Origin of the sequence: Geobacter sp. SVR (genome assembly GCF_016865365.1) — a bacterium.
In the GTDB taxonomy this organism is placed as follows: Bacteria; Desulfobacterota; Desulfuromonadia; order Geobacterales; family Pseudopelobacteraceae; genus Pelotalea.
The window spans coordinates 3,153,092-3,179,774 of record NZ_AP024469.1; the positions used below are offsets into that span (position 1 = coordinate 3,153,092).

General features: G+C 59.2%; 21 protein-coding genes. 14 read left to right on the forward strand and 7 right to left on the reverse strand.

Features of this window, described 5'->3' with window-relative positions; genetic code table 11:
* Window positions 1-384: 384 nt before the first annotated feature.
* Window positions 385-3,831, reverse strand: coding sequence for a pyruvate carboxylase (locus GSVR_RS14860; protein WP_173202344.1), 3,447 nt, complete (start codon window positions 3,829-3,831; stop codon window positions 385-387).
* Between the two features lie 237 nt (window positions 3,832-4,068).
* Between GSVR_RS14860 and GSVR_RS14865 the strand changes: the two genes are divergently transcribed.
* From GSVR_RS14865 to rseP, 11 genes are all read left to right on the forward strand, one after another.
* On the forward strand, window positions 4,069-5,142 hold the full coding sequence (locus GSVR_RS14865) for a branched-chain amino acid aminotransferase (RefSeq protein ID WP_173202345.1): 1,074 nt from the start codon (window positions 4,069-4,071) through the stop codon (window positions 5,140-5,142).
* A 52-nt stretch (window positions 5,143-5,194) separates the two neighbouring features.
* Window positions 5,195-5,368, forward strand: coding sequence for a hypothetical protein (locus tag GSVR_RS14870; protein ID WP_173202322.1), 174 nt, complete (start codon window positions 5,195-5,197; stop codon window positions 5,366-5,368).
* A complete protein-coding gene (locus GSVR_RS14875; protein WP_173202346.1) occupies window positions 5,365-5,577 on the forward strand; it encodes an ATP-binding protein in 213 nt (70 codons plus the stop codon). Before GSVR_RS14870 ends, GSVR_RS14875 begins: the two co-directional genes overlap by 4 nt.
* Window positions 5,578-5,794: 217 nt before the next feature.
* Window positions 5,795-6,553, forward strand: a complete 759-nt coding sequence (gene rpsB, locus GSVR_RS14880) for a 30S ribosomal protein S2 (protein WP_173202347.1) — start codon at window positions 5,795-5,797, stop codon at window positions 6,551-6,553.
* A gap of 127 nt (window positions 6,554-6,680) precedes the next feature.
* Entirely contained in the window at window positions 6,681-7,619 is a 939-nt protein-coding gene (gene tsf, locus GSVR_RS14885) for a translation elongation factor Ts (RefSeq protein WP_173202348.1), read from the forward strand.
* 116 nt (window positions 7,620-7,735) lie between these two features.
* Window positions 7,736-8,455 (forward strand): UMP kinase, encoded by a 720-nt coding sequence (pyrH, locus tag GSVR_RS14890; RefSeq protein ID WP_173202349.1) that lies wholly within the window; start codon window positions 7,736-7,738, stop codon window positions 8,453-8,455.
* Between the two features lie 29 nt (window positions 8,456-8,484).
* Window positions 8,485-9,018, forward strand: a complete 534-nt coding sequence (gene frr, locus GSVR_RS14895) for a ribosome recycling factor (protein ID WP_370552084.1) — start codon at window positions 8,485-8,487, stop codon at window positions 9,016-9,018.
* The gene (locus GSVR_RS14900) at window positions 9,018-9,764 is read left to right on the forward strand and encodes an isoprenyl transferase (RefSeq protein WP_173202351.1); all 747 of its coding nucleotides are present in this window, start codon (window positions 9,018-9,020) and stop codon (window positions 9,762-9,764) included. Before frr ends, GSVR_RS14900 begins: the two co-directional genes overlap by 1 nt.
* A 7-nt stretch (window positions 9,765-9,771) precedes the next feature.
* Entirely contained in the window at window positions 9,772-10,557 is a 786-nt protein-coding gene (locus GSVR_RS14905; protein WP_308936478.1) for a phosphatidate cytidylyltransferase, read from the forward strand.
* 144 nt (window positions 10,558-10,701) lie between these two features.
* On the forward strand, window positions 10,702-11,862 hold the full coding sequence (locus GSVR_RS14910) for a 1-deoxy-D-xylulose-5-phosphate reductoisomerase (protein ID WP_173202352.1): 1,161 nt from the start codon (window positions 10,702-10,704) through the stop codon (window positions 11,860-11,862).
* A gap of 1 nt (window position 11,863) precedes the next feature.
* The gene (gene rseP, locus GSVR_RS14915) at window positions 11,864-12,994 is read left to right on the forward strand and encodes an RIP metalloprotease RseP (RefSeq protein WP_173202353.1); all 1,131 of its coding nucleotides are present in this window, start codon (window positions 11,864-11,866) and stop codon (window positions 12,992-12,994) included.
* Between the two features lie 90 nt (window positions 12,995-13,084).
* Here the strand turns inward: rseP and GSVR_RS14920 are convergent, their stop codons facing one another.
* From GSVR_RS14920 to GSVR_RS14935, 4 genes are all read right to left on the reverse strand, one after another.
* Window positions 13,085-15,385, reverse strand: coding sequence for a serine protein kinase PrkA (locus tag GSVR_RS14920; RefSeq protein WP_173202354.1), 2,301 nt, complete (start codon window positions 15,383-15,385; stop codon window positions 13,085-13,087).
* Window positions 15,386-15,402: 17 nt separating this feature from the next.
* Complete coding sequence (locus GSVR_RS14925) at window positions 15,403-17,037, reverse strand: SpoVR family protein (protein ID WP_173202355.1); 1,635 nt, start codon at window positions 17,035-17,037, stop codon at window positions 15,403-15,405.
* A gap of 142 nt (window positions 17,038-17,179) precedes the next feature.
* Complete coding sequence (locus GSVR_RS14930) at window positions 17,180-18,571, reverse strand: DUF444 family protein (protein WP_173202356.1); 1,392 nt, start codon at window positions 18,569-18,571, stop codon at window positions 17,180-17,182.
* Window positions 18,572-18,718: 147 nt separating this feature from the next.
* Window positions 18,719-20,773 (reverse strand): serine protein kinase PrkA, encoded by a 2,055-nt coding sequence (locus tag GSVR_RS14935; protein ID WP_173202357.1) that lies wholly within the window; start codon window positions 20,771-20,773, stop codon window positions 18,719-18,721.
* A gap of 239 nt (window positions 20,774-21,012) precedes the next feature.
* On the opposite strand from GSVR_RS14935, the gene tsaB reads away from it, so the two are divergent.
* The gene (tsaB, locus tag GSVR_RS14940; protein ID WP_173202358.1) at window positions 21,013-21,714 is read left to right on the forward strand and encodes a tRNA (adenosine(37)-N6)-threonylcarbamoyltransferase complex dimerization subunit type 1 TsaB; all 702 of its coding nucleotides are present in this window, start codon (window positions 21,013-21,015) and stop codon (window positions 21,712-21,714) included.
* Between the two features lie 162 nt (window positions 21,715-21,876).
* Here tsaB and sucD (GSVR_RS14945) read toward each other — a convergent pair whose 3' ends face one another.
* Window positions 21,877-22,752 (reverse strand): succinate--CoA ligase subunit alpha, encoded by an 876-nt coding sequence (sucD, locus tag GSVR_RS14945; RefSeq protein ID WP_203978685.1) that lies wholly within the window; start codon window positions 22,750-22,752, stop codon window positions 21,877-21,879.
* Entirely contained in the window at window positions 22,752-23,921 is a 1,170-nt protein-coding gene (gene sucC / locus GSVR_RS14950) for an ADP-forming succinate--CoA ligase subunit beta (RefSeq protein WP_203978687.1), read from the reverse strand. The genes sucD (GSVR_RS14945) and sucC (GSVR_RS14950) overlap by 1 nt, the downstream gene beginning before the upstream one ends.
* Window positions 23,922-24,448: 527 nt before the next feature.
* Here sucC (GSVR_RS14950) and sucC (GSVR_RS14955) point away from each other — a divergent pair.
* Together sucC (GSVR_RS14955) and sucD (GSVR_RS14960) are read left to right on the forward strand one after the other, a co-directional pair.
* Entirely contained in the window at window positions 24,449-25,621 is a 1,173-nt protein-coding gene (gene sucC, locus GSVR_RS14955; RefSeq protein ID WP_173200939.1) for an ADP-forming succinate--CoA ligase subunit beta, read from the forward strand.
* Between the two features lie 69 nt (window positions 25,622-25,690).
* Window positions 25,691-26,632 carry a succinate--CoA ligase subunit alpha gene (gene sucD, locus GSVR_RS14960; RefSeq protein ID WP_173200937.1) on the forward strand — a complete coding sequence of 314 codons (942 nt, stop codon included), beginning with the start codon at window positions 25,691-25,693 and terminating at the stop codon, window positions 26,630-26,632.
* Window positions 26,633-26,683: the final 51 nt, after the last annotated feature.

The following is a 26,683-nucleotide window of genomic DNA, read 5'->3' on the forward strand; positions in this document are numbered from 1 at the left end:
AGAACTGGGCGAGTCGATGCTGTCGTGCTTCAATGCCCACGAATTGGCAGCGAGCTTGCTTCATGCGGCTTTATTCTGCGCGAACACCTCGGACCGTGCGACATACACCGCCGGTACTTCATGGCGCGAACCGATCATCACCGTGCCTGTGAACACGTGCATTTCGCCCTGGCCGAGGGGGTCTAGGCGACATCGCTGCAAAAAACGCCCCGCTCAGCATATCCGAGCGGGGCGTTGAAGTTTGTCTACCTGTTTTTCAACGGCACAGCCAAAGGCTCCAGATGCAAGGCGCACCGGAGGACGGGGCGCGAGGCGTAGCAGCGCTACGTTGAACGTCCCGTCCGAGGAGCAACGCCGCAGACGGACCTTTGGCGAAGCCGTCAATCAGCCCATAACGATGACCAGGTCTTCCTTCTCCACCTTCTCCCCTTCCTTGAACTTCACCTCTGCCACCGTGCCGTCCGCCTTGGCCTTGATGTTGGTCTCCATCTTCATGGCCTCGGTCACTATCAGCACATCGCCGGCCTTGACCACATCGCCCGCCTTGACGTTGACCTTGAGCACCTTGCCCGGCATCGGCGCACCGATATGGCCGGCGTTGCCCTTGTCGGCCTTGACACGCACCGCCTCGTCGGTCTGGGCCGACTGGTCGCGGACCACCACCGAGCGATTGTTGCCATTCAGTTCGAAGTACACTGCCCGGGTGCCGTCCTTCTGGACCTTGCCGATGGCGTTCAGCTTGATGATCAGGGTCTTGCCCGGCTCGAGGTCGAGGGAGGTCTCCTGACCCGGCTCCAGACCGTAGAAGAAGATTGGGGTCGGGATGACCGCGGTGTCGGAAAATTCCTGGCGATGCCGGTCGAACTCGGGATAGACGTGTGGGTAGAGGATGGAGGAGATCAGAGCCTTGTCGTCCACCTTATGGCCCAGTTTTTCCTCCAACTTCAGCCGCTCCTCGAAGAAATCCACCGGCTCCAGCAGCTCGCCGGGACGGCAAGTGATCGGCTGCTCCCCCTTGAGGATGATCTTCTGCAGCTCTTCCGGCCACCCCTGATAGGGCTGGCCGAGCATGCCCTTGAACATGCCCACCACCGACTCGGGAAAGGCCAGCTCTGCCCCCTTGGTGAAGACATCCTCAGGCTGCAGGTCGTTCTTGACCAGGAACATGGCCATGTCCCCCACCACCTTGGAGGAGGGGGTGACCTTGACGATGTCGCCGAAGAGCATGTTGACCTTGTGGTACATCTCCTTGCACTCGTCCCAGCGCTCGATCAGACCGAGGCCGGCCACCTGCGGCTTATAGTTGGAGTACTGGCCGCCGGGAATCTCGTGGTGGTAGACCTCGGCCGTGCCGCTTTTCAGGCCTGACTCGAAGGGGGCGTAGTAGTCGCGCACCGTCTCCCAATAGTTGGCCAGCTTCTGCAGGCCGGGGGCGTTGACCTGCGGGTCGCGCTCGCTTCCCTCCAGGGTGGCCACCAGGGCGTTCAGGTTGGGCTGGGCGGTCAGCCCCGACAGGGACGACAGGGCCGCATCCACGATATCGACTCCTGCCTCGGCCGCCTTGAGCAGCGTGGCGCTGCCGTTGCTGGAAGTGTCGTGGGTATGCAGGTGCACCGGGATGCCGATATTCTCCTTGAGGGCCTTGACCAGTTTGTAGGCGGCCAGCGGCTTCAACAGGCCGGCCATGTCCTTGATGGCCAGGATATGGGCACCCATTGCCTCCAGTTCCTTGGCCATGCCGATGTAGTACTCCAACGGGTATTTGTCCCGCTTCGGGTCGGTGATGTCGCCGGTGTAACAGATGGCCGCCTCGCAGACCTTGCCGGTCTTGCGCACCGCTTCCATGGCCACCTGCATGCCTTTGGTCCAGTTGAGGGAGTCGAACACCCGGAAGATATCGACCCCCGAATTGGCTGCCTCTTCCACGAACTTTTCGACCACGTTGTCGGGATAGTTGGTGTAGCCGACGGCATTGGAACCGCGCAGCAGCATCTGGAACAGGATGTTGGGAACCGCCTCGGACAGCTTGTGGAGACGCTGCCAGGGGTCTTCCTTCAGAAAGCGCATGGAGACGTCAAAGGTGGCGCCCCCCCAGCATTCCAGCGAAAACAGGTCCGCCCCCAGGTAGGAGGTCGGCTCGGCGATCCTGAGCAGGTCGTAGGTACGCACGCGGGTGGCCAGATTGGACTGGTGGGCATCGCGCATGCTGGTGTCGGTCAACAGCAGTTTCTTCTGCTCCAGGATCCACTTGGAGAGCCCCTCGGCCCCCAGCGTCATCAGCAGGTCGCGGCTGCCGGCCGGGCGCGGCCGGGTGTAGTCGATCTCCGGCAGGCGGGCTTCGATCAGGTCGGCCGACTTGAGCGGCTTGACGATGCCGGGAGAACCGTTGACGACCACGTCCCCCAGGAAGGAGAGCACCTTGCTGGCGCGATCCTTCTTCTCGCGGAACTGCAGCAGCTCCGGATGCTTATCGATGAAGGAGGTGTCGCAGTTGCCTTTCAGGAACACCGGATGGGTGACAACGTTCTCCAGAAAGCCGATGTTGGTCTTGACTCCGCGTACGCGGAATTCCTGCAGGGCGCGGTTCATGATGTGGGCCGCGTCCTGGAACGACAGCCCCCAGGAACTTACCTTGACCAGCAACGAATCGTAGTGGGGGGTGATCTTGGAGCCGGTGAAGGCGTTGCCCGCATCCAGGCGTATACCGCAGCCGGCTGCCGAACGATAGGTGGTCAGGGTGCCGAAATCGGGGGAGAAATTATTGGCCGGGTCCTCGGTGGTGATGCGGCACTGGATGGCATAGCCGCGCATGTCGATGGCGCTCTGGGAGGGGATGTTGATCTCCGGGTCGGAGAGTTTGTGTCCGCAGGCCACCAGGATCTGATTCTGCACCAGGTTGCGGCCGGTGATCATCTCGGTCACGGTATGCTCGACCTGAATGCGGGGATTCATCTCGATGAAGTAGTGATTACCCTCCTGGTCCACCAGAAACTCAACCGTACCGGCGTTGCGGTATCTGACCTGCCCGGCGATCTTGAGGGCCGCGGTGCAGAGCTCCTCACGCTGGGTCTGGGTCAGGCAGAGCGCCGGCGCGAACTCGACCACCTTCTGATGGCGGCGCTGCACCGAGCAGTCGCGCTCGAAGAAATGCACCAGGTTGCCGTAGTTGTCTCCCAGCACCTGCACCTCGATATGCTTGGGGTTGGCCAGGTAGCGCTCCAGGAATACGGCGGCATTGCCGAAGGAGGCCTTGGCCTCGCTGCCGGCCGCCACCAGCCCTTCCAGCAGTTCCTTCTTGTTGTGGGCCACCCGCATGCCCCGTCCGCCGCCGCCGGCCGCGGCCTTGATGATGATCGGATAGCCGTGGTCCTTGGCGAATTTGAGAGCCTCCTCCTCTTTGGTGATCGGCTCCTCGGTGCCGGGCACCACGTTGACACCGGCCGCAATGGCCGCTTTGCGGCCGGCCACCTTGTCACCCAGAGCGCGCTGCATGTCGGCGGTGGGGCCGATGAAGGTGATGCCGTTGGCTTCGCATTTCTCGGCGAATTCGGCATTTTCCGCCAGAAAACCGTAACCGGGATGGATGGCATCCACATCGGCCTTGAGCGCCAGGGCAATGATTTCGTCGATCCCCAGGTAGGCGTCAATGGGGGCCTTGCCCTTGCCGACCTGATAAGCCTCATCCGCCTTGTAGCGGTGCAGCGAGAGCTTGTCCTCCTCGGAATAGATGGCGACCGTGCCGATGCCCAACTCGGTGCAGGCCCGGAAGATACGGATGGCGATCTCGCCGCGGTTGGCTGCCATGACCTTGCGGAATCTCTGTTTCTGCATACAGGTTACTCCTCCCGATTTTTTGTTGAACAATAAGTACTGGAACTAAATAGTCTTCCGAAAATTCAAAAAATTTAGTCAAACTAAAATTTTCTAGTTATTTTAAATACTTACAGAACCAAAAGCGCTGGCACTTAACCATGACCGCAGGGGTTTGTCAACAGGGTTTTTCACCTTGCCGTAAAGGTACGGTTATGGTACAAAAATCGCGATTACACGACATGGGGAGGCGCATCGATGGAGATCACGATTACCCCGCTGCCCGCGGACAAGATCAAGGACAAGATCAAGGATCAGGCTCAACTCGGCTTTGGTAAGTATTTTACCGACCGGATGCTGCTTGTCGAGTGGAAGGCAGGCCAGGGGTGGGTCGATGCGCGCGTCAAGCCTCACGAGCCGTTTCAGTTGGATCCGGCCTGTGCAGTGTTGCACTATGCCCAGGAGATCTTCGAGGGTCTCAAGGCTTACAAGTGGGACGACGGTCGCGTGGCCCTGTTCCGCCCCGAAATGAATGCCCGCCGCTTCAACCAGTCCGCCGAACGCATTTGCATGCCGGCGGTTCCGGAGGAGCTGTTCCTGAAAGGGATCGAGCAGTTGGTCGCCCTGGAAAAGGACTGGATTCCGACTGCACCCGAAACCTCGCTCTACATTCGTCCGGCCATGATCGCCGTTGATCCGGTTCTGGGGGTCAAGCCCTCCGATCATTACTACTTCTTCGTCATCCTTTCGCCGGTGGGGGCCTATTACGCCGCCGGCTTCAATCCGGTCAACATCCTCGTGGAGGACCGCTATGTGCGTGCCGTCCCGGGAGGAACCGGCGAGGCCAAGACCGGCGGAAACTACGCCAGTTCGCTGATGGCCGCCCAGGAAGCCAAGAAAAAGGGCTTCGACCAGGTGCTCTGGCTGGATGGCCGCGAACGGCGCTACATCGAAGAAGTGGGCGCCATGAACATGTTCTTTGCCTACGGCAACAAGATCGTCACCGCCCCCCTGACCGGTACGATCCTGTCCGGCGTCACCCGCGATTCGGTGCTGACCCTGGCGCCGACCTTAGGATACGAGGTTGAGGAACGCCTGATCGACATCGCAGAACTGATGGCCGACATCCGGGCCGGCAAGGTAACCGAAGCCTTTGGCAGCGGAACCGCCGCCGTGATCACTCCGGTCGGCAAACTCTGCTACAAGGACGAGTGCCTGCAGTTGACCGGGGGACGGGTGGGTGATATCACCCAGAAACTGTACGATACCCTGACAGGCATCCAGACCGGCAAGATCAAGGACGAATTCGGCTGGGTCAGGTTCGTGGCCTGACACAATCCATGAGAGGCCTCCGGGAGCATTCCAACCCCGGAGGCCGCACCAGATGCGAATGAAATCCACTCAACACGCAAAATCCTCCAACAAGCTGTGCACGTCGTGCCGCCGCACCTGCAAACAGGCCTCCATCGCGGTGGTTGCCTCCTGCCCCCGCTATTATCCCTTCGGACGCCAGAAGAAAGCCGAATTCACCTGGAAACAGCTGGATCTGGGGTTGTGAGCTCCCCTCCCCCTGCGTTCGTTCAGATAGCTGCCGAGCGCTGTTCCGGCTGCGGTCGCTGTGTGGCCGCCTGCAGGCAGCGCATCTTCACGCTTGAGCCCCGGGGGCGCCGCAAGCTGGCGGTGATGATAAACCGGAAGCCGTGCGACCGCTGCAAACGCTGCATTGAAAATTGCCCGACCGGGGCGCTTTTCACCGCTCCCTCCTGAAATCCCTCCCCTGCCGGAGCTGCTCCATCCAGAGACAGCAGCCAGCCTCACCGGGGGTATACGAGCCATCCCTAGCACAACACATTCCGCTTGCCATCAACATCGTCACATGTTATAAAATAATGCTTTTTCAATTCACACGCCCCGAACGAACCGGCGGTGTCCCTTGTGACGTGCAGGGATTTAGCGGGGCGGAGGAAAACCAAAGGAGAACACCATGTCAAGCATCAGTATGAAGGAACTGCTGGAAGCCGGCGTCCACTTCGGACACCAGACCAAGCGCTGGAACCCCAAGATGAAGCCCTACATTTTCGGGGCTCGCAACGGCATCTACATCATCGACCTCCAGAAGACCGTCCGCTACTTCAAATCCGCTTACAACTTCGTCAAGGAATCTGCTCAGGAAGGCAGCACCGTGCTGTTCGTCGGCACCAAGAAGCAGGCCCAGGATTCGGTCGCCGAAGAGGCGCTGCGCTGCGGCCAGTTCTATGTCAACCAGCGCTGGCTGGGTGGCATGCTGACCAACTTTGCCACGGTCAAGCAGAGTATCGATCGCCTCAAAAGGATCGATACCATGTTCGAGGACGGCACCATCGAAGCCTATCCCAAAAAAGAGCGCATGCTGCTTGAGAAGGACCGCGAGAAGCTCCAGAAAACCCTGGGCGGCATCAAGGGCATGCACAAACTCCCCAGCGTCCTGTTCGTCATCGACCCCAAAAACGAAGAAATCGCCGTCCAGGAAGCCAACAAGCTCGGCATCCCGGTAGTCGCCATTGTCGATACCAACTGCGATCCCGATCCGATCGACCATGTCATCCCCGGCAACGACGATGCCATCCGCGCTATCCGCCTGCTGACCTCCAAGATCGCTGATGCGGTCCTCGAAGGGGGCCAGGCCCGCAACGCAGCTCTTCAGGCCGATACGGAAGGGGCCTCTGAAGAGGCTGTCGAAGCCGAAGCCGCAGTAGAAGCCTAAACCGGAATCGGACCGCAGGGCATCAGCGCCGGGCGCACCGGCTGCCACTGGCAGACAAGCGCCCGGCATTGCCGTCCTGCGGTTATTTACCCATATACATCCCCTAACAATGGGGAAGGAGGATATAATGGCCATCACAGCTACACAGATTAATGAACTGAGAAAATCAACCGGCGCCGGCATGCTGGACTGCAAAAAGGCTCTCGAGCAGAATGACGGCGATTTCGAAAAAGCGGTCGACTTCCTGCGTACCAAAGGCCTGGCCGCTGCCGCCAAAAAGGCCGGCCGCGCAGCAACCGAAGGTGTTGTTGCCGCCTTTGTGTCGGACGACCTGAAAAGCGGTGTGCTGGTGGAAGTCAACAGCGAGACCGACTTTGTTGCCAAAAACGACAAATTCCAGGCTTTCGTGGCAGATATCGGCCGCCACATCCTGGCCACCTCCCCGGCTGACTGCGCCGCCATGCTGGAGCAGCCTTTTGTCGGCGATACCAGCAAGAATGTCCAGGCCTATCTGAGCGAGTCAATCGCCGTGATCGGCGAAAACCTCCAGATCCGTCGTTTTGTCAAATTCGACGTTCAGGGCAGCGGCCTGATCGGCTCATACATCCATGCCGGTGGCAAGATCGGCGTGCTGGTGCAGATTGACAGCCCGGCTGTCAGTGATGCCAACCGCGAGACGCTGCAGGCATTTGTACGCGACATCGCGATGCACTCCGCTGCTGCCGCTCCCCAGTATGTCAGCCGCGACCAGGTTCCGGCCGACGTCCTTGAGCGCGAAAAGGAAATCTATCGCGTCAAGGCCAAGGAATCCGGCAAGCCGGACGCTATCATCGAGAAGATCCTCGACGGCCAGATCAACAAGTTCTACGCCGAGATCTGTCTGAACGAGCAGGTCTTTGTCAAGGACACCGACAAGGGCATCGGCCAGGTGGTCAAAGAGGTCGGCTCCGCAGTAGGGGGCCCGGTCTCCATCACCCGCTTCGAACGTTTCGTGCTCGGCGAAGGGCTCGAAAAGAAAGAATCGGACTTTGCCGCCGAGGTGGCGGCAGCGGCCGGCCTCCAATAATCACTCAGCCGGCCGACTTGGCCGGCTTTTTTTTTACGGCTCCTGCGCGGGACATCCTGTTTCCGCGCAGGGCGCTGAATGCAGGGCCTCAGTGGCCTATTCGGAGAGGCGAATTCATGAGCAGGCCATCATTTACAAGAGTTTTACTGAAGCTGTCCGGCGAGTCGCTGGCCGGTGAACAGGGCTACGGGATCGATCCGCACACCATCAACGCCATCGCCAGCGAAATCCGGGATGTGGTCAACCAGGGAGTGCAACTGGCCCTGGTAATCGGGGGGGGTAACATTTTCCGGGGGCTGGCTGCCTCTTCCAAGGGCATGGACCGGGCCAGTGCCGACTACATGGGCATGCTGGCCACCATGATCAACTCCCTGGCCATGCAGGACGCCCTGGAGAAGGTCGGGGTCGCCACCCGCGTTCAATCGGCCATTGCCATGCAAGAAGTGGCTGAGCCGTACATCCGCCGTCGCGCAATGCGCCACCTGGAAAAGGGGCGGGTCGTGATTTTCGGGGCCGGCACCGGCAATCCCTATTTCACCACCGATACGGCCGCCAGTCTGCGGGCAATGGAGATCAACGCCCAGGTGATCCTCAAGGGAACCAAGGTGGACGGGGTCTACTCGTCCGACCCCAAGAAGGACCCTACCGCGGTCAGATACTCCGAGCTGACCTATATCGACGTGCTCAACAAGGGGCTGCAGGTAATGGATGCTACCGCCACCTCGCTCTGCATGGATAACAAGCTGCCGATCATCATTTTCGATCTGACCACCGAGGGCAACATCAAGAAGGTTATCAGCGGTGAAACAATCGGAACCATAGTTCAAGGAGAATAGAGGCCATGCCAAGAACCGTACTCGATGACATGAAATTGCACATGGAGAAATCCGTGGCTGTCCTGAAGAACGAATTCCAGAAAATCCGCACGGGACGTGCCTCAACCTCCATCCTGGATGCCGTCAAGGTCGATTACTACGGCAACCCCTCCTCCTTGAGCCAGGTGGCCACCCTGGCGGTTCCGGAGCCGCGTACCATCACCATCGCTCCCTGGGAAGCCAAGATGGTTCCCCTGATCGAGAAGGCCATTCTCAACGCCAATATCGGCCTGACCCCTTCCAGCGACGGGCGTACGATTCGTCTGAACCTGCCGCCGCTGACCGAAGAACGGCGCAAGGAGATCGTCAAGGACCTGAAAAAGAAGGCCGAGGAGGACAAGGTTGCCCTGCGCAACATCCGCCGCGACGCCATCGACCGCCTCAAAAAGCTTGAAAAAGAAAAGGCGATTACCGAGGACGATCTGAAAAGACTGGAAAAAGAGGTCCAGGATACCACCAAAAGCTTCGAGACCAAGATCGACGAAGCGGTGGCCCACAAGGAAAAAGAGGTAATGGAAGTCTGATGAAAAAACTCGACCCGGACAAATTACCGGTCCATCTGGCAATCATTATGGACGGTAACGGACGCTGGGCTCAACAGCGAATGCTTAAACGCGTCATCGGTCATCAGCGAGGAGCCGAGACTGTCAACATGGTCGTCGAACAGGCCTGGCAGCTGGGCATCAAGTATCTGACCCTGTTCGCCTTCTCGTCCGAAAACTGGTCCCGGCCGGCTATCGAGGTGAGGGCGCTGATGTCGCTGCTCAAGAAATACATCCGCCAGGAAACGGCGCGGATGATGCGCAAGAACATCCGCTACAACGTCATCGGCAACCGCAGCGACCTGCCCGATGACGTCAACCAGACGCTTGACGATGCGATTGCGCAGACTGCCGGCAATACCGGCATGCTCCTGACCCTGGCGCTCTCCTATGGCGGACGCCAGGAGTTGAGTATGGCTGCCGCCCGGCTGGCACGCGACGTGATGGCAGGCACGCTTACCCCGGAGCAGATAACCGTCGATACCTTCGGCACCTATCTGGATACCGGGGGATTGCCTGATCCCGACTTCCTGATCCGGACCAGCGGTGAAATGCGCATCAGCAATTTCCTGCTCTGGCAATTGGCCTACACCGAGCTGTATTTTACCGAAACCAACTGGCCCGACTTCACCATCAACGAACTGCACAAGGCGCTGGCCGATTTCCAGTCGCGCGAGCGACGATTCGGAAAAACCAGCGATCAGCTAACCAGGGGATCTCATCATTAAACGGGTAATCTCTGCGATCATCCTCCTGCCTGTCGTCATCCTGACCATCGTTAAAGGCGGCCCGCTGCTTTTTGCCATGCTGTTGGGAGTTTTCACCTTCATCGGCACCCACGAGTTCTATCGCATGGCCCTGCCTGCCAGGAATGCGGAATCGTGGCTGGCTGCCTCCTGCAGTGGGCTGATCATCTTCCTTCCCCTTCTCGGCGACAATCGCCTCCTGTTGGGCGCCCTCACCGCCTTGTTCCTGGTTTTCGCGCTGCTGTTCCTGTTCCGCATCAGGGACATCAGCGTCGCTGCCACGGAAATTGCCCATGCTAGCCTGGCATTCATCTACATCCCCCTTCTTCTGGTGCACCTGGTCCTGCTGAGGCAGACAGCCTTCGGCATCCAGTGGCTGCTCCTGATCATGCTGATCGTGATGACCAACGATTCGGCCGCTTACTACACCGGCAGTGCCTTTGGAAAACGCCGGCTCTACGAGAAAGTCAGCCCGAAGAAGAGCATCGAAGGGTCGCTGGGAGGACTAGCCGGCAGCATAGGCGGCACGCTGGTGGCGAAGTTCTCCTTTTTCCCGCAGCTGACCCTGACCGACGCCCTGCTGACTGCGGTTCTGATCGGCATTCTCGGCCAGACCGGGGATCTGTTCGAGTCCCTGCTGAAACGCAGCTTCGGGGTCAAGGATTCCGGCTGCATCATCCCGGGGCACGGCGGCGTGCTGGACCGTCTCGACAGCATCATCTTCGCGGCCCCGGCCACGTATTATTATGCGGTGTACCTGTTCGGCAGATTTTGACATGCCCACGGAGACAGTGAGAGAAGGGGTTCCGCCACGTTCCATCCAAAAGCCTGGGTATCCGGTACATGGCTTGTAACATTTTTTCTCCCTGTCACTATGCCTTTCTAGCAGATTTTTTGTAGCAACTTCGAGGGAATACCAATGAAACACCTTTCCATACTTGGAGCAACCGGCTCCATCGGCGTCAGCACTCTGGAAATCGTGGCCGCCTACCCTGAACGCTTTCGTGTGGTTGCCATGACCGCAGGGAAAAACCTGGACCTCTTCGCGCAACAGATCCGGCAATTCTCTCCGCGCATTGCAGCGGTGGCATCTCCCGACGATGTCGGCCGCCTGAAGGAGCTCTGCAGCGGTCTGAAGGTGGAGATTCTGGGGGGTATCGAAGGCCTGATTGCCGCCGCCACGGCTGACGAGACCGAGATGGTTGTCGCGGCCATCGTCGGTGCCGCAGGGCTTGTGCCCACCGCAGCCGCAATCCGCTGCGGCAAGGACATCGCCCTGGCCAACAAGGAAACCCTGGTAACCGCAGGTCATCTTTTCATGGACATGGTCAAGGAGTACGGCGTCAGGCTGTATCCGGTCGACAGCGAACACAGCGCCGTGTTCCAGTCCATGGAAGGGCACCGCAGCCAGGACATCAGCAAGATCATCCTGACCGCCTCCGGTGGCCCCTTCCTGAATGCTCCGACAGAGACCCTCGCCGGCGTCACGGTCAAGGATGCCCTCAACCATCCCAACTGGAGCATGGGCAGAAAGATTTCGATCGATTCGGCCACCATGATGAACAAAGGGCTGGAGGTCATCGAGGCGCGCTGGCTGTTCGACGTGCCGGTGGAGAAGATCGACGTCAACATTCATCCCCAGAGCATCATTCATTCCATGGTAGAATATATCGACGGCTGCGTCATTGCCCAGCTCGGCTCCCCTGACATGAAGGCGCCGATCGCCTATGCCCTCTCCCATCCCGAACGCGTTGCCACCGGCGTCAAGCCGCTCGACCTGACCCTGTTCTCCGGCCTGACCTTTTTCAGGCCCGATATGGATAAGTTCAGGTGCCTGTCGCTGGCCTACCGCGCGATCAATGAGGGTGAGAGCATGCCCGCGGTCATGAATGCCGCCAATGAAGTCGCCGTGGAATATTTCCTGGAAGGAAACATCGGATTCACACAGATTGCCGAGGTCATCGAAGGCACCATGAATGCGCATCAGGCTCATCGGGTGACCTCGATCGAAGAGGTTCTGCAGGCAGATCTCTGGGGGCGCACCATCGCACGCGAGATCTGCCGGAAACGGATAGCCTGATATGATGATCGTCTACGCCGTGATTGCCTTGGGTGTGCTGATTTTCGTGCACGAACTGGGGCATTTTCTGGTTGCGAAACTGTTCAATGTCAAAGTAGAGAAGTTCTCGCTCGGGTTCGGTCCCAAGCTGCTCGGCAAGCGGATCGGAGAAACCGAATATCTGCTGTCGGCCTTCCCGCTGGGGGGCTATGTCAAGATGTTCGGAGAGACCGGCTTCATCGAAGGGAGCGACGCTCCGGCAGCCATCGACCAGGCTGGAGAGCAATTCAAGGAGCAGGAACCGCGCGAATTGACGGAAGAGGAAAAGAAACGTTCATTCTTCCACAAGCCTCCCTTGGCCAGAATCGCCATCGTGATTGCAGGGCCGACCTTCAACCTGCTGTTCGCCTGGCTGGCCTTCATCGTGCTCTGCATGCTGGGCGTGCCGACTGTCACCCCCCGCATCGGCGAGGTACTGAAGGACAAGCCTGCAGCCATGGCAGGCATCCTGAAAGGCGATGTCGTCACCGCCATAGACGGCAAACCGGTAACCCGCTGGGACGAGATCGCCGAAAAAATTACCGCCAGCAAGGGGCGGCCGATCAGCCTGACGGTCAAGCGGGGCGCCGAAGAGGTTGGCTTCACCGTCACTCCGCAGCCGCGCGTCGCCCAGAACCTGTTCGGTGAGAAGGTCGAAGGTTTCGCCATCGGTGTGGCCTCGGCCGGCGAGGTCGTCGTCGAAAAGTTCGGGCCGGTACAGGCGCTGTCCAAGGGAAGCGACCAGACCTGGAAAGTGATCGATCTGACCATCATGTCGCTGGTCAAGATGGCCCAGCGGGTCGTGCCGCTGGATACGGTGGGCGGGCCGATCATGATCGTCAAGATGGCCGGAGAGCAGGCCTCGGCCGGCGGCTCGAGCTTTCTGGCATTCATGGCGCTGCTCTCGATCAACCTGGGGGTGCTGAACCTCCTGCCGGTGCCGGTGCTCGATGGCGGGCATCTCTTCTTCTACTTCTGGGAGTTGATCTTCCGCCGACCGGTCAATCCAAAGGTGCGCGAATATGCCCAGCAGGTGGGGCTGATGCTGCTGCTGGGGCTGATGGCCCTGGCATTCTACAACGATATCGTCAGGTACTTCACCGGCCAGGGATAGTGCCGGAAAACACCTGCGCGGGAAAAAGAAAAAGAGATAGGGACATGCACGTCTCTATCTCTTTTCTATTTTATGGTCACATTTCTTCTGCTATGCGTGGGAAGGAAACTTCCTCGCCAGATCGTTATCGATGACATAGACGCAGACTTCCCGGGCCCCCTGCTTGGTGTAGTGGTACTTGGGGGCGCACAGGTTGCTGATCAGAAACGACACGTCGTCGCGGATCCGTTTATCGTAGGAATTGAAGGCGGCCGTGTCGTAGTCCTTGATGGCCCGGCGGAAGTTGACGTTGTCCAGGAACGGTTCCAACACCTTCTCCTTCAGGCTGTGAAGGTAGCGTTCGTGCAGCGACTGGTACAGTCCGGTCTGGCGGGGATCGATCCCCTCGGCCAGTATCTCCTGGGTCAGGGTGCGCGAGGCGTATTCCTTCTGGGTCTCCCGACGGAACGCCAGCCGGGCGTCCGCATCAACGGCCGGGCCGATCAACCGCCCCTCGATGGCGCTCAGAAACTCGTCCGTAATCTCCAGTTTATCGCCGGTGAAACGGCAGACCGCCACGGAACCGGACTCGAAGTTGACCGCAAACATGTAGTTCAGAAGATCCCGGCTAATCTGCTCCTCATTGTAGTAGTACAGCGATTCCTTCACCTCCTGCAGCACCGCATAGTCATAGTTCCTGATCAGCGAATCCAGGAAGCCGGGGGGCAACATCTCGTTCAGGTCGGTGCGCCACTTGGTGAAGAACGAATTGAGGTTGGACATGGAGATCAGCTTGTCCTTGCGGGCATAGGCAGCATAAAAGTCGCCGAAGATCCTGATCGAATCGCGGCCGGAAAAGCCGGTCACCCCTTCGTACTCGGACTCGTCGATGATCCGCCGCCGCCGTTTGGCGCTCAGGCGCTTGCGATCCTCTTCCGAGAGCCAGGAGGGGAGATACCCGGTATAGAGCTCCATCTTGAGAAGCTGCAGGTGCTCGTCGCAGTACTGCTCGTACTTGCGCGGGTCGCTGATCCAGTCCAGCATGGCGTCCGAATGGGTACCCATCCGGGTTGAAATGATCGTGCGGGCGAAGTTGTGCAGCACCCGGGGAATGAAGCTCTCGTCGATATGCTTGCCAAAGGTGTTGCGATAGATCTCCACCTCGGTGTTCAGGTCCATGACGTAGGGGATATTGATGAACTCGATCCGGTCGCTGAAGGACTGGAAACCTTCGATGTTCTTTTCGTCCTCCGGGTTCATCAGGGCGATGAACAGCGACTTGACGTTCTCCTCCACATCCTCGACCTTGTGAATCCCCTCGCTGATGATGTTGTGCAGTTCCAGCAGACGCTGGGCGTTGTGGGACTTGACATCCATCAGGGCATAGATGCCGTTGTTGGTCTTCGCCAGACTGGAATAGAGATACCTGACCGCATTGCTGTCCCCCAGCAGCGAGTCGATCTTGCGCTGGAGATGCTCGTTGCCGCTCACATCCTGTTTCATCTGCCGGTCACCCGGAGTGAACACCGTGATGCCCTCCCCCACCCGCCGATTAAAGCGGTAGGGGCGCGCATGGATCATGCGATAGATGTCGAGGGAAGTGGAGACGTTCCTGATCAGGGCATCGAACAGGGAACTGCAGATGGTGCAGGGGGTATCGCTCAGCACCCAGTCATATTCCTTGTGACTGAAGAGCCTTTCCCTGAACGCCTCGTTGTCATGGAACAGGTCGCTGAAAAAGGAATGCCGGTCCTTTTTGGGAATCAGCAACAAGGGATTGTCATGTGAGGGACAAGGCACATCGATATAATCCCCGCTGCGGCTCAGAGAGTTCTTTATCTCGGCCAGGTCGGCCTGCCCCAGTTCGTATTCGTCCAGAAGACTCGACAGCCGGTCCACGAATGAGGAAACCTGGGTGGCATTGATCCGCGCCAGGACCCGGCGATCCAGCCTCCACACCACTTCGTAGCGCGTACCCGCCTCGCTGTTCGAGTACTCTTCGAATTTCATGAGCAGATTGTTCAAAAAGGTGCTCTTGCCGGAACCGGGGGGACCTTCGAAGATATAGATCTTGTTCTGCCGCACGCTGCTCTTCATGGCCTCCACATGGTTAACCAGCCGGTTGGCGAACAACCGGTCCGCAAAGAAGGGGCGGTCGGTACCGTCGACAAACAGGCTGCGGCAATCGTAGCTGACGTAGTTGATCGACTCCGGGTCTTCCGGGTATTCGTCGCGGCCGATCCCCACATGGGAGCGGATCATGTCGTGAAAAGCCTGGAAGACATTGCGCACAACCGACTCAGGCCGCTCGGTCAGTACCTCCAGAAACTCGTCGAAGGAGATGCTCTGGCTCTGCTCGCGCTCGCTGATCTTGCGGTTGAGATTCGCTATGGCCCGCTCCACGTTGGTCATAATTCACCGATACAGGCTCAAGCCTGCCCAATTTTCTTTCTTGTCAGCACCTTTCCCTCCATCGAATAGATCACCCGTTCCCAGGTAATCGCCTCCTGCGGGACTTCCTCATGGCTTCCCGAGGGTTGCGGCACGAGTCTGGCGTCGGTGGTTTCCAGATGCACCGGCCGTCCCCACAGGTACTCGATGCCCATCATGGTATTGGCGATGTATTCCCGCACCAGTTGCTTGCCTTCGAAGGTGTGCTTCAGATGGAGCTCGCCATCCCCCTCTCCGGCCGGCTCCACGGTGATGACCGGGGGATGGTAGAGCGTATCCCTGACCATCCTGCTGTAATCCTGGGCCTTCCTGGACTTGACGTAGTATTGCCAGACCATGCGCTGACGGTCCAGGCGCTTGCCGGCCACAAAAAAACTGTGCCGGTCCAGAAACTCCTGGTCCAGGAAGTTGCTGACAAAGAGGTGGTCGCTCAGATTTTCCCGTACCCTGAAGATGGTTTCCAGTCCATCGGGACGCTTCTGGTCGTAATCCTCACGCTTCTTACGGTCCAGGACGCGCTCGAAATCATAGGAGAGTCGCCCCTTGTCCGCCTGTTCCTCGATGTAGCTGAAAAGCCGCATGCCCAGGGCATAGGGATTCATGCCCACCCTCGGCATGGAGGTGACGCCGGCGTGAACCCGGGCAAAATCGATCTCATGCCCCTTGATGCGGTCGTCCTGCAGAAACAGCTTTTCATGCCAGTAGCTGGCCCAGCCTTCATTGAGAATCTTCGTACGGATCTGGGGCTGGAAGAAGATCGAGGTTTTGCGGACTATTTCCACGATCGACTTCATCCACTTGTTCTCGTCCCGGTTCAGGAATTCGGACCGGTCCAGCAGATACCGGAGCAGGTCGCGCCGGGTGGTGGGGCGTACCTGCTGGTCCCTGACGAAATAGCTTTCCAACTCGGGAAAGCGCCGTTCGGCGTCGGCGAAAAAGGTCTTCTCCGCCAGGGGTGCGTCGAACCGCTTCAGACAGTCGTTGTAGCGGTTGACCTCCTTGATGTACTCGCTGATCGGCAGCTTCTTGACCACTTGCAGGAACTGGTCGAAATAGTAGTTGAGCCGGGGTGAGCAGCCCCCTTCCGACGGGGTGAACAGGGCCGACAGTTCGCCGTGAAAATCGACCAGGTTGTCGATGCCCCGGGCGAATTCGATCACGTAATCGACCCAGTGCCCCTTTTCGGCGCGCAGTTTGGCGATCACCCGCTTGTCCGACAAGGCCTCGCCGTTGAAGTCGTAGTCCCAGGTGTGGCGGAAATTGAGATTGTTCTGAAAAAAATCGATGTGCCCCAGCACGTGATAGAAAATCATCACGTTCAGCCAGTCGGGGTTGTTGTCGTTGTAAAACGAGATCGGCGGCCGGGTGTTGATCACCGTTTCATAGGGATTATGCGGATACAGTTCGTACTTGCCCTTCTCGCGCAGCACCTCGACGTCATGGACCCAGTAATCGTACAGGGTCGGAATCATCACCTTGGGTCCCAGCTCCAGCAGGTCGCGGTTGGTGACGATATACTCCAGGCTCTCGTCGGTGAAGCGCAGACCAGCCGCCCGGGCCCGCTCCTTGCAGCCTTCCATGATAGCTTTGGTATGCTGGTTAATCAGTTCCATACGAGTTATCCCGGTTTTCTTCTGGAGTGGTTATTTTTCGTCCTGGCCAGGCTGTCGAGGGATTGCGCGGAGGCGTAGCAGCGCTACGCCGCACAAGGGATCCCGAAGATTTACGCCGCCAGGGCGGAAAAGAGCCGCTCCTCTACGAGATCAACCTCTTGATCCCCTCTATCAGCCTCGGCTCATCCGCATCCTCCTGCATCACATCCATCCTGATCAGATTGGCCCGTTCCTTCAGCAACCCCGAGTCCTCCAGGTAGCGTGCCACCTCGGTAATACCGGGCTGGCCAAAGCCGTGCTCCGCGACGGTGACACCCACCCGGCTGACATAGGCAAGCATCTTCTCCAGCTCGGGAATGGCCAGTTGGCCGCGGGAATCCCAATCGTCGCCATCGGTGCCGTGGAAAACATAGATGTTGTAATCGTTGGCCAGGTTTCCCTTGGCCACCATCTCATTCACCAACTGATAGGCGCCAGCGACCTGGGTGCCCCCTGCCACGCGCGAATTGTAGTAGGTGTAAAAGTCCGGCACCTCCTTGGCCTCGGTGTCGTGGAGGATGAAGCGGCACTCCACCTGGCCGGCGTACTGGTACAGGAGCCAGCTGTAGATCAGGATATGCTGGGTGACCACCAGATCGGTCACCTTGCCGGCCATGGAGCCGGAATAGTCGCGCAGAAAGAAAACCATGGCCTGGGGCTCGTAGTCCTTTTCCTGCGAAAACACGCGGTAAACCTTGTCGCGCGGGGCAATCATGAAGCGTGACGGATCGATGTCTGCCACATCGGGAATGTTGCCCAAGGCGCTGTTGGTTTCGATGATCCTGCGCAGGGTCGCCTTCTTGTCGAGGATCTGACCCACGCCGCGGTTCCTGTCGGTCAAGTCGTAGGTATAACGGGTGAAGGAGACCTTCTTGCCCTTCTCCTTCAGGTTCGGCAACTGGAACTGTTCGGTCAGGGTCTTGCCCAGCTCGTAGGCCGAAGATTCGATCTCGTGTTTCTCCCCCTCCCCCTGCCCCGGGCCGGCACCCGGCTCTTCCCCTTCCTGCCGGGCCTGTTGTTCGCCGAACACCTCCCCTTCCTGTTCATCGCCGGTTCCCCCTGAAGCACGCCCCTCATCTTCTTCCGGCTGAACGCTGGGGTCATGGTAAAATTTCTCCTCCACCGTGGAGGGGACCACCACGGTGACCGCCCCCTGGGCGCCCCGTCTGGCCTTTACCAGCCGGCCGAGCTGGATCTTGCGCGGGAAACCGTCCTCTTCGCGCTGGCGGTCGCGCTCCAGCAGCTCATCCAGCGATTTCATCAGCCCCACGGTGCCGTACTGCGGGTTGTCGGCCTGGCGCAGCACCATCAGGTCGTTGAAGGCATAAACGCTGCGGTCGAAGCCGGAGAACGGGCTGTCCTGTTTCGCAACGGGGGGCGGAAGCACGTGGTCGACGCCTGCCGTTGCCAGTTCGGCCCGCAGCCGCACCTCCCGCTCGGGAGACAGCCCGGCTGCCTTCAGCTCTTCCAGGTTTTTTTTTAGATCTTTTTCCATAGAAAATCCGGACACTCAGAAAACGCAGATTCTCGTCCCGGCAAGGCTTTCGAGGGAGGCCACGGAGGCGCAGTACCCTAAAGCGCTACGCCGCACACGGCATCCCGAAGACTTACACAGCCAAGGCGGAAAAAGCCGCGTTTCCCATCAGGTTTCGTCTTCCTGGGTGCAGAAGTATTCAATCGTCTTCTGCGCACAGGTCCGGCAATACCCCAGCTTGTTCAGCATGGTGTTGATCATCCGATCGTACAGCTTCTGGTTTTCCTCATTGGTGCGGTTGGCCAGAGCCCCGATCAGGCTGCCGGCACCGGCGATATCCGATTTCAGGCGTACATCCGTGACCGCCTTGACCAGTTCCAGGTTATCCATGAAGTCGTAGTTGGGGTCCACGGAGATTTTCTGGCCGTAGATCTTGCGGATCGAGGTGCGGAACGAATCGCGCTGTTCCTCGGTCTTCAGGCCGATACGCTCTTCCACGCTCCTGACGTAGCGCTCGTCGATCTTGAGCGCCCGCAGCTCGCCGGACTGGGGGTCCTTGTACTTCCACATCCGGTCCGGCCCCAGGTTCTCCGCATCGATCCCGATGATCATGTTGACGTAGTTCATGACATCCTTGCGGATGGCAAAGGGCTCATCCATGTAGGCGTTGAACATCTCGGTCATGATCCGTTCGCGGTAGAGCCCCTTGGCGATCTTCAGATCCTCCAGGTATTTGGCCCGATCATTGGTGTCGACCACATAATCCAGCACCACCCGCTCCAGGGACTTGAAAATGTCGTAGGCCACCATGCAGCGCCCTTCGTTGGTCTCGGAATTCTCCACCAGCAGCTGGACCGCCCGTCCCAGACTGCGGTGCCCCAGCCCCTTCTGGCCGAAACGCTTGGTGATATCGGGCTCCTGTCCCAGGGTATCGATCACCTCCGCCAGGGCCTTGATGCTTTTCTCCCCGGCGATCTCGCCGGCCGAAAGCTTCATGATCTCGATCGGGGTCAGCTTTTCCGAGCGCGGGAAGCGGGTCAGCACCACCCCTACTGAGGCGGCGTAGTTCAGGTTGGGGTCCTGGTGCAGGTCTTCGTTGGTCAGAGTCGTCTTGGTGTCGCTGCCGATGGCGTAGGAGGTCAGCCCTTCCTGCAGGCGGTAGTTGGTGTTATGGGAGACATAGCAGATCCGGCAGCGGTCCACGATCGGCGCCTCCTCCCGCTCCGCCAGGAAGCGGTTGAATTCGGAGTTGTTGCTGGTGGCGATGATCAGGGAATCGATCGGCCATTTGTAGCCGTCGATCTCGATGGCACGGTTCTGGATCACGCCCAGATACACCTGGACCAGGTCTTTCTTGTTCTTGAAGATCTCGTCCGAAAAATGAATGCCGCCGCCTGCCACGCGGGCCAGGGCGCCACGGCGCAGGTCGAAGCGGTAGGGGTTGTTGGTGTCGCTGATGTGCAGCAGCCGCTGGATCGATTCCTCTCCCAGCAGATCCACCGAAGAGGAGGTGATCTTGTCTTTGGCCGGATACTTGCCGGTGATGGTGCCCAGGCTTTCGCTCATCGGTACCGGGATCACCTCGACGTGATTGAACATGCGCTCGGGATCGTTGTCGCAAAAGGCGCGGATCTCGCTCCAGATATAGCCGCTGCAGGCCCCCAGCGGCCGGTAGTTCTGATAGAGGGTATCCAGCTGCGCTTCGCTGAAACCGCCCTGCTCCGCCAGAAAGCGGCGATTCTCGTCGTTTGTTTCAAAGAGGTTCATAGCCAGGATCATCGGATCTTCGTAGGTCTGGGAATCGATCACGTCGATCTTGCCGTAATGCCCGAGCTGGCTCAGTCCGGTATAACGGAAAGTGTAGCGCCGGTTGCGCGGCGTTGTCAGAAAGCCTCGGTACTGGGAACAGAGAAATTCAACGAAAAAGGTCTTGCCGTTGCCGGGCTCTCCCACCAGGACATAGGCCATCTCCTTGCTGGAGCCCCCTTCGGCGGCATCCTTCACGTAGGAGACGAAACTGTTGATCTCGTCGAACATGCCGATGGTATGCTTCCTGCCGACGCGGAAGATCTTGAAGTCGTAGGTTGTTCGGCCGTTGACCACTACCTTTTCGAAGCCAGCGCCCAGGATCATGCGGGCCACTGACTGGAATGCATTCTCGAAGACCCGTGTATCCGCTTGTACCGCGCTGATATGCTGAATCAGCTTCTCGTAGGCAGCCATGATGGTCCTCCATGCGTGTCTGATATCTCGTTACACCTACAATTATTACCTCTCTGTTTCTTTTGGCAAGGAAATAAAGCCGACAAAAAAGGTCGTATAAAACCTAAACATACATGTCCGACGTGGCTGACATGTCCCCCCATGGTGGGCAGCTCCGAAGGATGATGCGCCTTGCCTCGGGGAAAATTTCGGGATACAGTGAGGACGCTTTCCCGACTCCCGCATCCGAAAGACATGCCATGTATATCCTGAGTATCGATACCTCGACCGCACTGGCCAGTGTGGCGCTTGCAACGGAAGAAAAGGTGCTGGCCGAATCCCTGCTGCCTGCCGAGCGGTGCCTGTCGGCGCGGCTCGTGCCGGAAATCGAGCGGCTTCTGGCGATGGCCGGAGTGACTATCGGCCAGATCGACCTGTTTGCAAGCGCCATCGGCCCCGGCTCCTTTACCGGGGTGCGCGCCGGTGTGGCCACCGTACAGGGCTTGGCGCTCTCCACCGGTAAACCGTGCGCAGGCTTCTCCACCCTGGCTGCCCTGGCCATGAACCTGAGCCTCGTCTCCCGGCCGGTCTGCGCCCTGCTCGATGCCCGCAAGCAGGAGGTCTACGGCGGGCTTTACGACTGTTCCCTCCCCCTTCCCACGGCACTGATCGAGGACTGCGTCATGCCTCCGGCCACTCTGGCCGAAATGATCTGCGCCCACACCGCCGAACCGGTCATCTTCCTCGGTGAGGGCGCCCTGCGCTACCGCGACCTGATCGCCTCCCGGATGGGGGCGCAGGCCATCTTCGCCCCCTCCTCCCACCACGCCGGCCGTGCCGCCAACGGCATCCTGCTGGCCCTGGCCACATACCATGCAGGACGAACCGTTCCACCGGACAGACTGCTGCCGGTCTACATCCGCCCCTCCGAGGCCGAACTGGCCCGCCAGAAGAAACAATAAAAATCAGATTGAGATTAAGGTGAGGTTTCTGCGCTTGGTAGGAACTGCCGCAACAGGTGCATGGCAGTTGTCTTGAGAGTGAGAAGAGAAAACAGGCAATGTTAAGGCTGAGGTCAAGGATGAAGTTTCTCAACCTCAACCTTAACCTCAGCCTGCTTTTCTTTATTTTGGCGTATACACCTTCAGCAGTGCCTGTGCCATATCGGCCGGGCTGGCTGCCACACTGATGCCGCATTCCTCCAAGACCGCCACCTTTTCAGCAGCAGTACCCTTGCCGCCCGAGATGATCGCGCCGGCATGGCCCATGCGCTTGCCCGGAGGGGCAGTGCGGCCGGCGATGAAGGCGGCTACCGGTTTGGTCATGTGTTCTTTGACGAAACGCGCTGCTTCCTCTTCGGCGTTGCCGCCGATTTCGCCGATCATGATGACCGCTTCGGTGTTGGGGTCTTCTTCGAACATGCGCAGGCAGTCGATGTGGCTGGTGCCGTTGACCGGGTCACCCCCGATGCCGACGCAGGTGGATTGGCCGATGCCCAGGCTGGTGAGCTGCCAGACAGCTTCGTAGGTGAGGGTGCCGGAGCGAGAGACAACGCCCACTTTGCCCGGTTTGTGGATGTAGCCGGGCATGATGCCGATTTTGCATTCGCCGGGGGTGATGATGCCGGGGCAGTTGGGACCGATCAGGCGGGTCCCTTTGCCGGCCATGTAGTGTTTGACTTTGACCATGTCCAGGACCGGGATGCCTTCCGTGATGCAGCAGACCAGTTCGATGCCGGCGTCGACCGCTTCCATGATGGCGTCGGCGGCGTAGGGGGGCGGGACGTAGATGACCGAGGCGGTGGCGCCGGCTTTGTCGACCGCTTCTTTGACGGTGTCGAAGACCGGGAAGCCGTCGATGCTGGTGCCCCCTTTGCCGGGGGTGACGCCCCCTACCATCTGCGTGCCGTATTCGCGAGCCCCTTGGGCGTGGAACAGACCGGTGGCGCCGGTGATGCCCTGGGTGATGACTCTGGTGTGTTTGTCGACGAGGATGCTCATCAGTTGGCTCCTTTCACGGCTGCGACGATTTTCTGAGCCGCGTCGGCCATGCCGTCGGCGGTGACTATGTTGAGGCCGCTTTCGGCCAGCATCTGTTTGCCCAGGGCGACGTTGGTGCCTTCCAGGCGGACCACCAGCGGGACTTTGATGCCGACCTGTTTGGCCGCTTCGACGACGCCGGTGGCGATGACGTCGCATTTCATGATGCCGCCGAAGATGTTGACCAGGATGCCTTTGACGTTGGCGTCCGAGAGGATGATTTTGAAGGCTTCGGTGACCCGTTCGATGGTGGCTCCGCCGCCGACGTCCAGAAAGTTGGCCGGGTCGCCGCCGTAGTGTTTGATGATGTCCATGGTGGCCATGGCCAGGCCTGCGCCGTTGACCAGGCAGCCGATGTTGCCGGTAAGCGAGATGTAGGAGAGGTCGTATTGGGAGGCTTCGATTTCGTTGTGGTCTTCTTCGTCGTAGTCGCGCAGGTCGGCGATTTTGGGATGGCGGAAGAGGGCGTTGTCGTCAAAGCCGAATTTGGCGTCCAGGGCCAGGAGGTTGTTTTCGGCGGTGACCACCAGGGGGTTGATTTCTAAAAGCGAGCAGTCGCAGGCGATGAAGGTGGTGTAGAGCCCTTCCAGCAGTTTGACCGCTTTGTTGATCAGTTTGCCGTCCAGGCCGAGGCTGAAGGCGATTTTGCGGCACTGGAAGGGGGTCAGGCCCACCAGGGGGTCAACCGCTTCCATGAAGATTTTCTCGGGAGTTTTGGCAGCCACTTCCTCGATGTCCATGCCCCCTTCGGTGGAGGCCATGACCGTGACTTTGGAGGTGGCGCGGTCCACCAGCAGGCTGACGTAGAGTTCGTTGGCGATGTTGCAGCCTTCTTCCACCAGGACCCGTTTGACCAGTTTGCCTTCCGGTCCGGTCTGGTGGGTGACCAGGGTCATGCCCAGCATTTCGCGGGCCAGGTCGCGCACTTCGTTGGGGGTGCGGGCCAGTTTGACTCCGCCACCTTTGCCGCGGCCGCCGGCATGGATCTGGGCCTTGACCACCCAGGGGCCTTCTCCCAGGCGCTTGGACCATTCACGCGCGCTGGCGCTGTTGTAGATGACATGACCGTCGGGAACGGGTACGCCGAAACTCCTCAATATCCCTTTCGCCTGATACTCGTGAATATTCATGGCAACTCCTTGTTCCGGCTCGCCGGAAATAATGGCATTTCAACCGCAAAGACGGCCAGGGCCGCAGCGTCTCTGCACCGGCTCCTGAATCCGTGAATCCTTCCAGCCTTGACTCTCTCTCCTGCCTGTAGTTCCCGTTTTCCGGTATGGGAGCCATTTCGTCGCGACAAGGCGGCCTCGCCGGTACTTAAGCGCAGCCCTCATGCCCCCACTTCCGCTTCACTGCCACAGATTCATGCCAGCTCTGGTGGAATCACGGTTCCATAGAAAAAAAGCGAATAAAAGTCGACCCACTCCTGATAAACACAGTAAAATTTTAGTGAAAATAAAAATACTCCGCATTACTACCATGTTTTTTAATTATTGCAAAACATTTTTCGCCTTTTTCGGAAACACGTTTCCCCTGGTGAAACCAGAATCCACATCATTTAAAATTATTCATACAATCATTGACTCTCACTCCCAACCTGTTATGTTTAATGAAGATCGACATTGCCGTTCTTATTCCGTCGCACATGGAGAACACGATGAATATCCATGAATACCAGGCCAAGGAGATTCTGAACAGTTTCGGCATCCCGATCCCGCGCAGCCGGGTTGCGCTGACCGCGGACCAGGTGGAGCGTGCCGCCAAGGAGATGGGTGGGCATTGCGTGATCAAGGCCCAGATCTATGCCGGCGGACGGGGCAAGGCCGGGGGGGTCAAGGTTGTCCACCATCCCGAGCAGGCCAATGACGTGGCCAAGGAGCTGTTCGGCAAGAAGCTTGTCACCATCCAGACCGGTCCTGAGGGACTCAAGGTGCGCCGGATCCTGATCGAGGAAGCGGTGGAGATCGCCCGCGAATTCTATGTTTCCATCACGCTTGATCGCGAATCGTCGCGCTACTGCCTGATCGCTTCGGCCGAAGGGGGGGTCGAGATCGAGGAAGTGGCCCGCCGCTCCCCCGAAAAGATCCAGGTGCTGGCCATCGACCCCTTTATCGGGCTGCGGCCGCACCAGGCCCGCAAGATTGCCCTGGAATTGGGCCTCAGTGGAGTTGTCTGCGAGGACTGCGTAGACTTGCTGCTCAACCTCTACCGCTGTTGTCTGGAAAAGGACTGTTTTCTGGTGGAGATCAATCCGTTGGTGGTCACCAAAGCGGGCTGGCTTCTGGCCATGGATGCCAAGATGACCTTTGACGACAACGCGGTGTACCGCCACCGCGAATATCCCGACATGATGGACTACTCCCAGCTCGACCCGCTGGAGATTACCGCCGGCAAGTACGACCTGGCCTATATCAAGCTGACCGGCTCGATCGGCTGCATGGTCAACGGCGCCGGACTGGCCATGGCGACCCTGGATGTGCTCAAGGAGTACGGCGGCGAGCCGGCCAACTTCCTGGACGTCGGCGGCGGAGCCACGCGCGAGAAAGTAGCCGAAGCCTTCAAGATCATCCTGGAGGACAGCGACGTAAAGGCGATCTTCGTCAACATCTTCGGCGGCATCATGCGCTGCGACGTGATTGCCCAGGGCATCATCGAGGCCGCCTCGGAGGTGCACTGCAGCCTGCCGATCGTGGTGCGCATGGACGGCAGCCACGTGGAGGAAGGCAAGGCGCTGCTGCTGGGATCCGGGCTGAATATACAGATCGGCGAAAACCTCGGCGACGGCGCAGACAAGATCGTAAGAATGCTGAAAAAAACAGGTCGAGACTAGGTCGGGATTAGGAAGCTTTTTCTCAACCTCAACCTTAACCTCGACCTGGTCGACTGCAAGGAGACCACCATGTCCATACTGATCGACAAAAACTCCCGGGTCATCGTCCAGGGGATTACCGGGCGCAGCGGGCTGTTCCACACCAAGCAGTGCCGGGCCTACGGCACCAATATCGTGGCAGGCGTCACCCCCGGCAAGGGGGGCATCCACATCGATGGCATCCCGGTTTTCAATACGGTGGAGGAGGCGGTGCGCTATACCCGGGCCAATGTCTCGATGATCTTCGTTCCTCCCCCCGCAGCGGCCGATGCCATCCTAGAGTCCTGCGCCGCGGGGCTGGACTTGGCAGTCTGCATAACCGAAGGCATTCCGGTGCGCGACATGGTGCTGGCCCGGGCGGTCCAGAAGGAGAGCAGCACCCGTCTGGTCGGTCCCAACTGCCCCGGCGTCATCACGCCGGGAGAATGCAAACTGGGCATCATGCCGGGCTACATCCACACCCCTGGCAGGATCGGGGTGGTGTCCCGCAGTGGCACCCTGACCTACGAAGCGGTCAAGCAGCTCACGGATCTGGGGTTGGGGCAGTCGACCTGCGTCGGCATCGGCGGCGACCCGATTATCGGCATGAAGTTCATCGACACGCTGCAGCTGTTCAACGATGATCCGCAGACCGAGGCGGTCTTCATGATCGGCGAGATCGGCGGCGGGGCAGAAGAAGAAGCGGCTTACTGGATAAAAGAAAATATGAAGAAGCCGGTGGCAGCGTTCATAGCCGGTGTAACCGCACCGCCGGGCAAGCGCATGGGGCATGCCGGCGCCATCATCACCGGCGGCAAAGGCAGGGCGGCAGACAAGATCCGCACCCTGCAGGAGTGCGGGGTGGTGGTGTCCCCCAGTCCGACACGCATCGGCGAGACCATGCGTGAGGCGCTGCAGGCGGCGGGAAAACCTGTTGTCAGCGCACCGGCCAGGACCGGCACAAAGCCGGCCGTGAAAAGGTCAAAGAAATAGGCTCGGAATCAGCTCGAATGCAAAAGCCCTGTCTTCCCGTGCGGAAGGCAG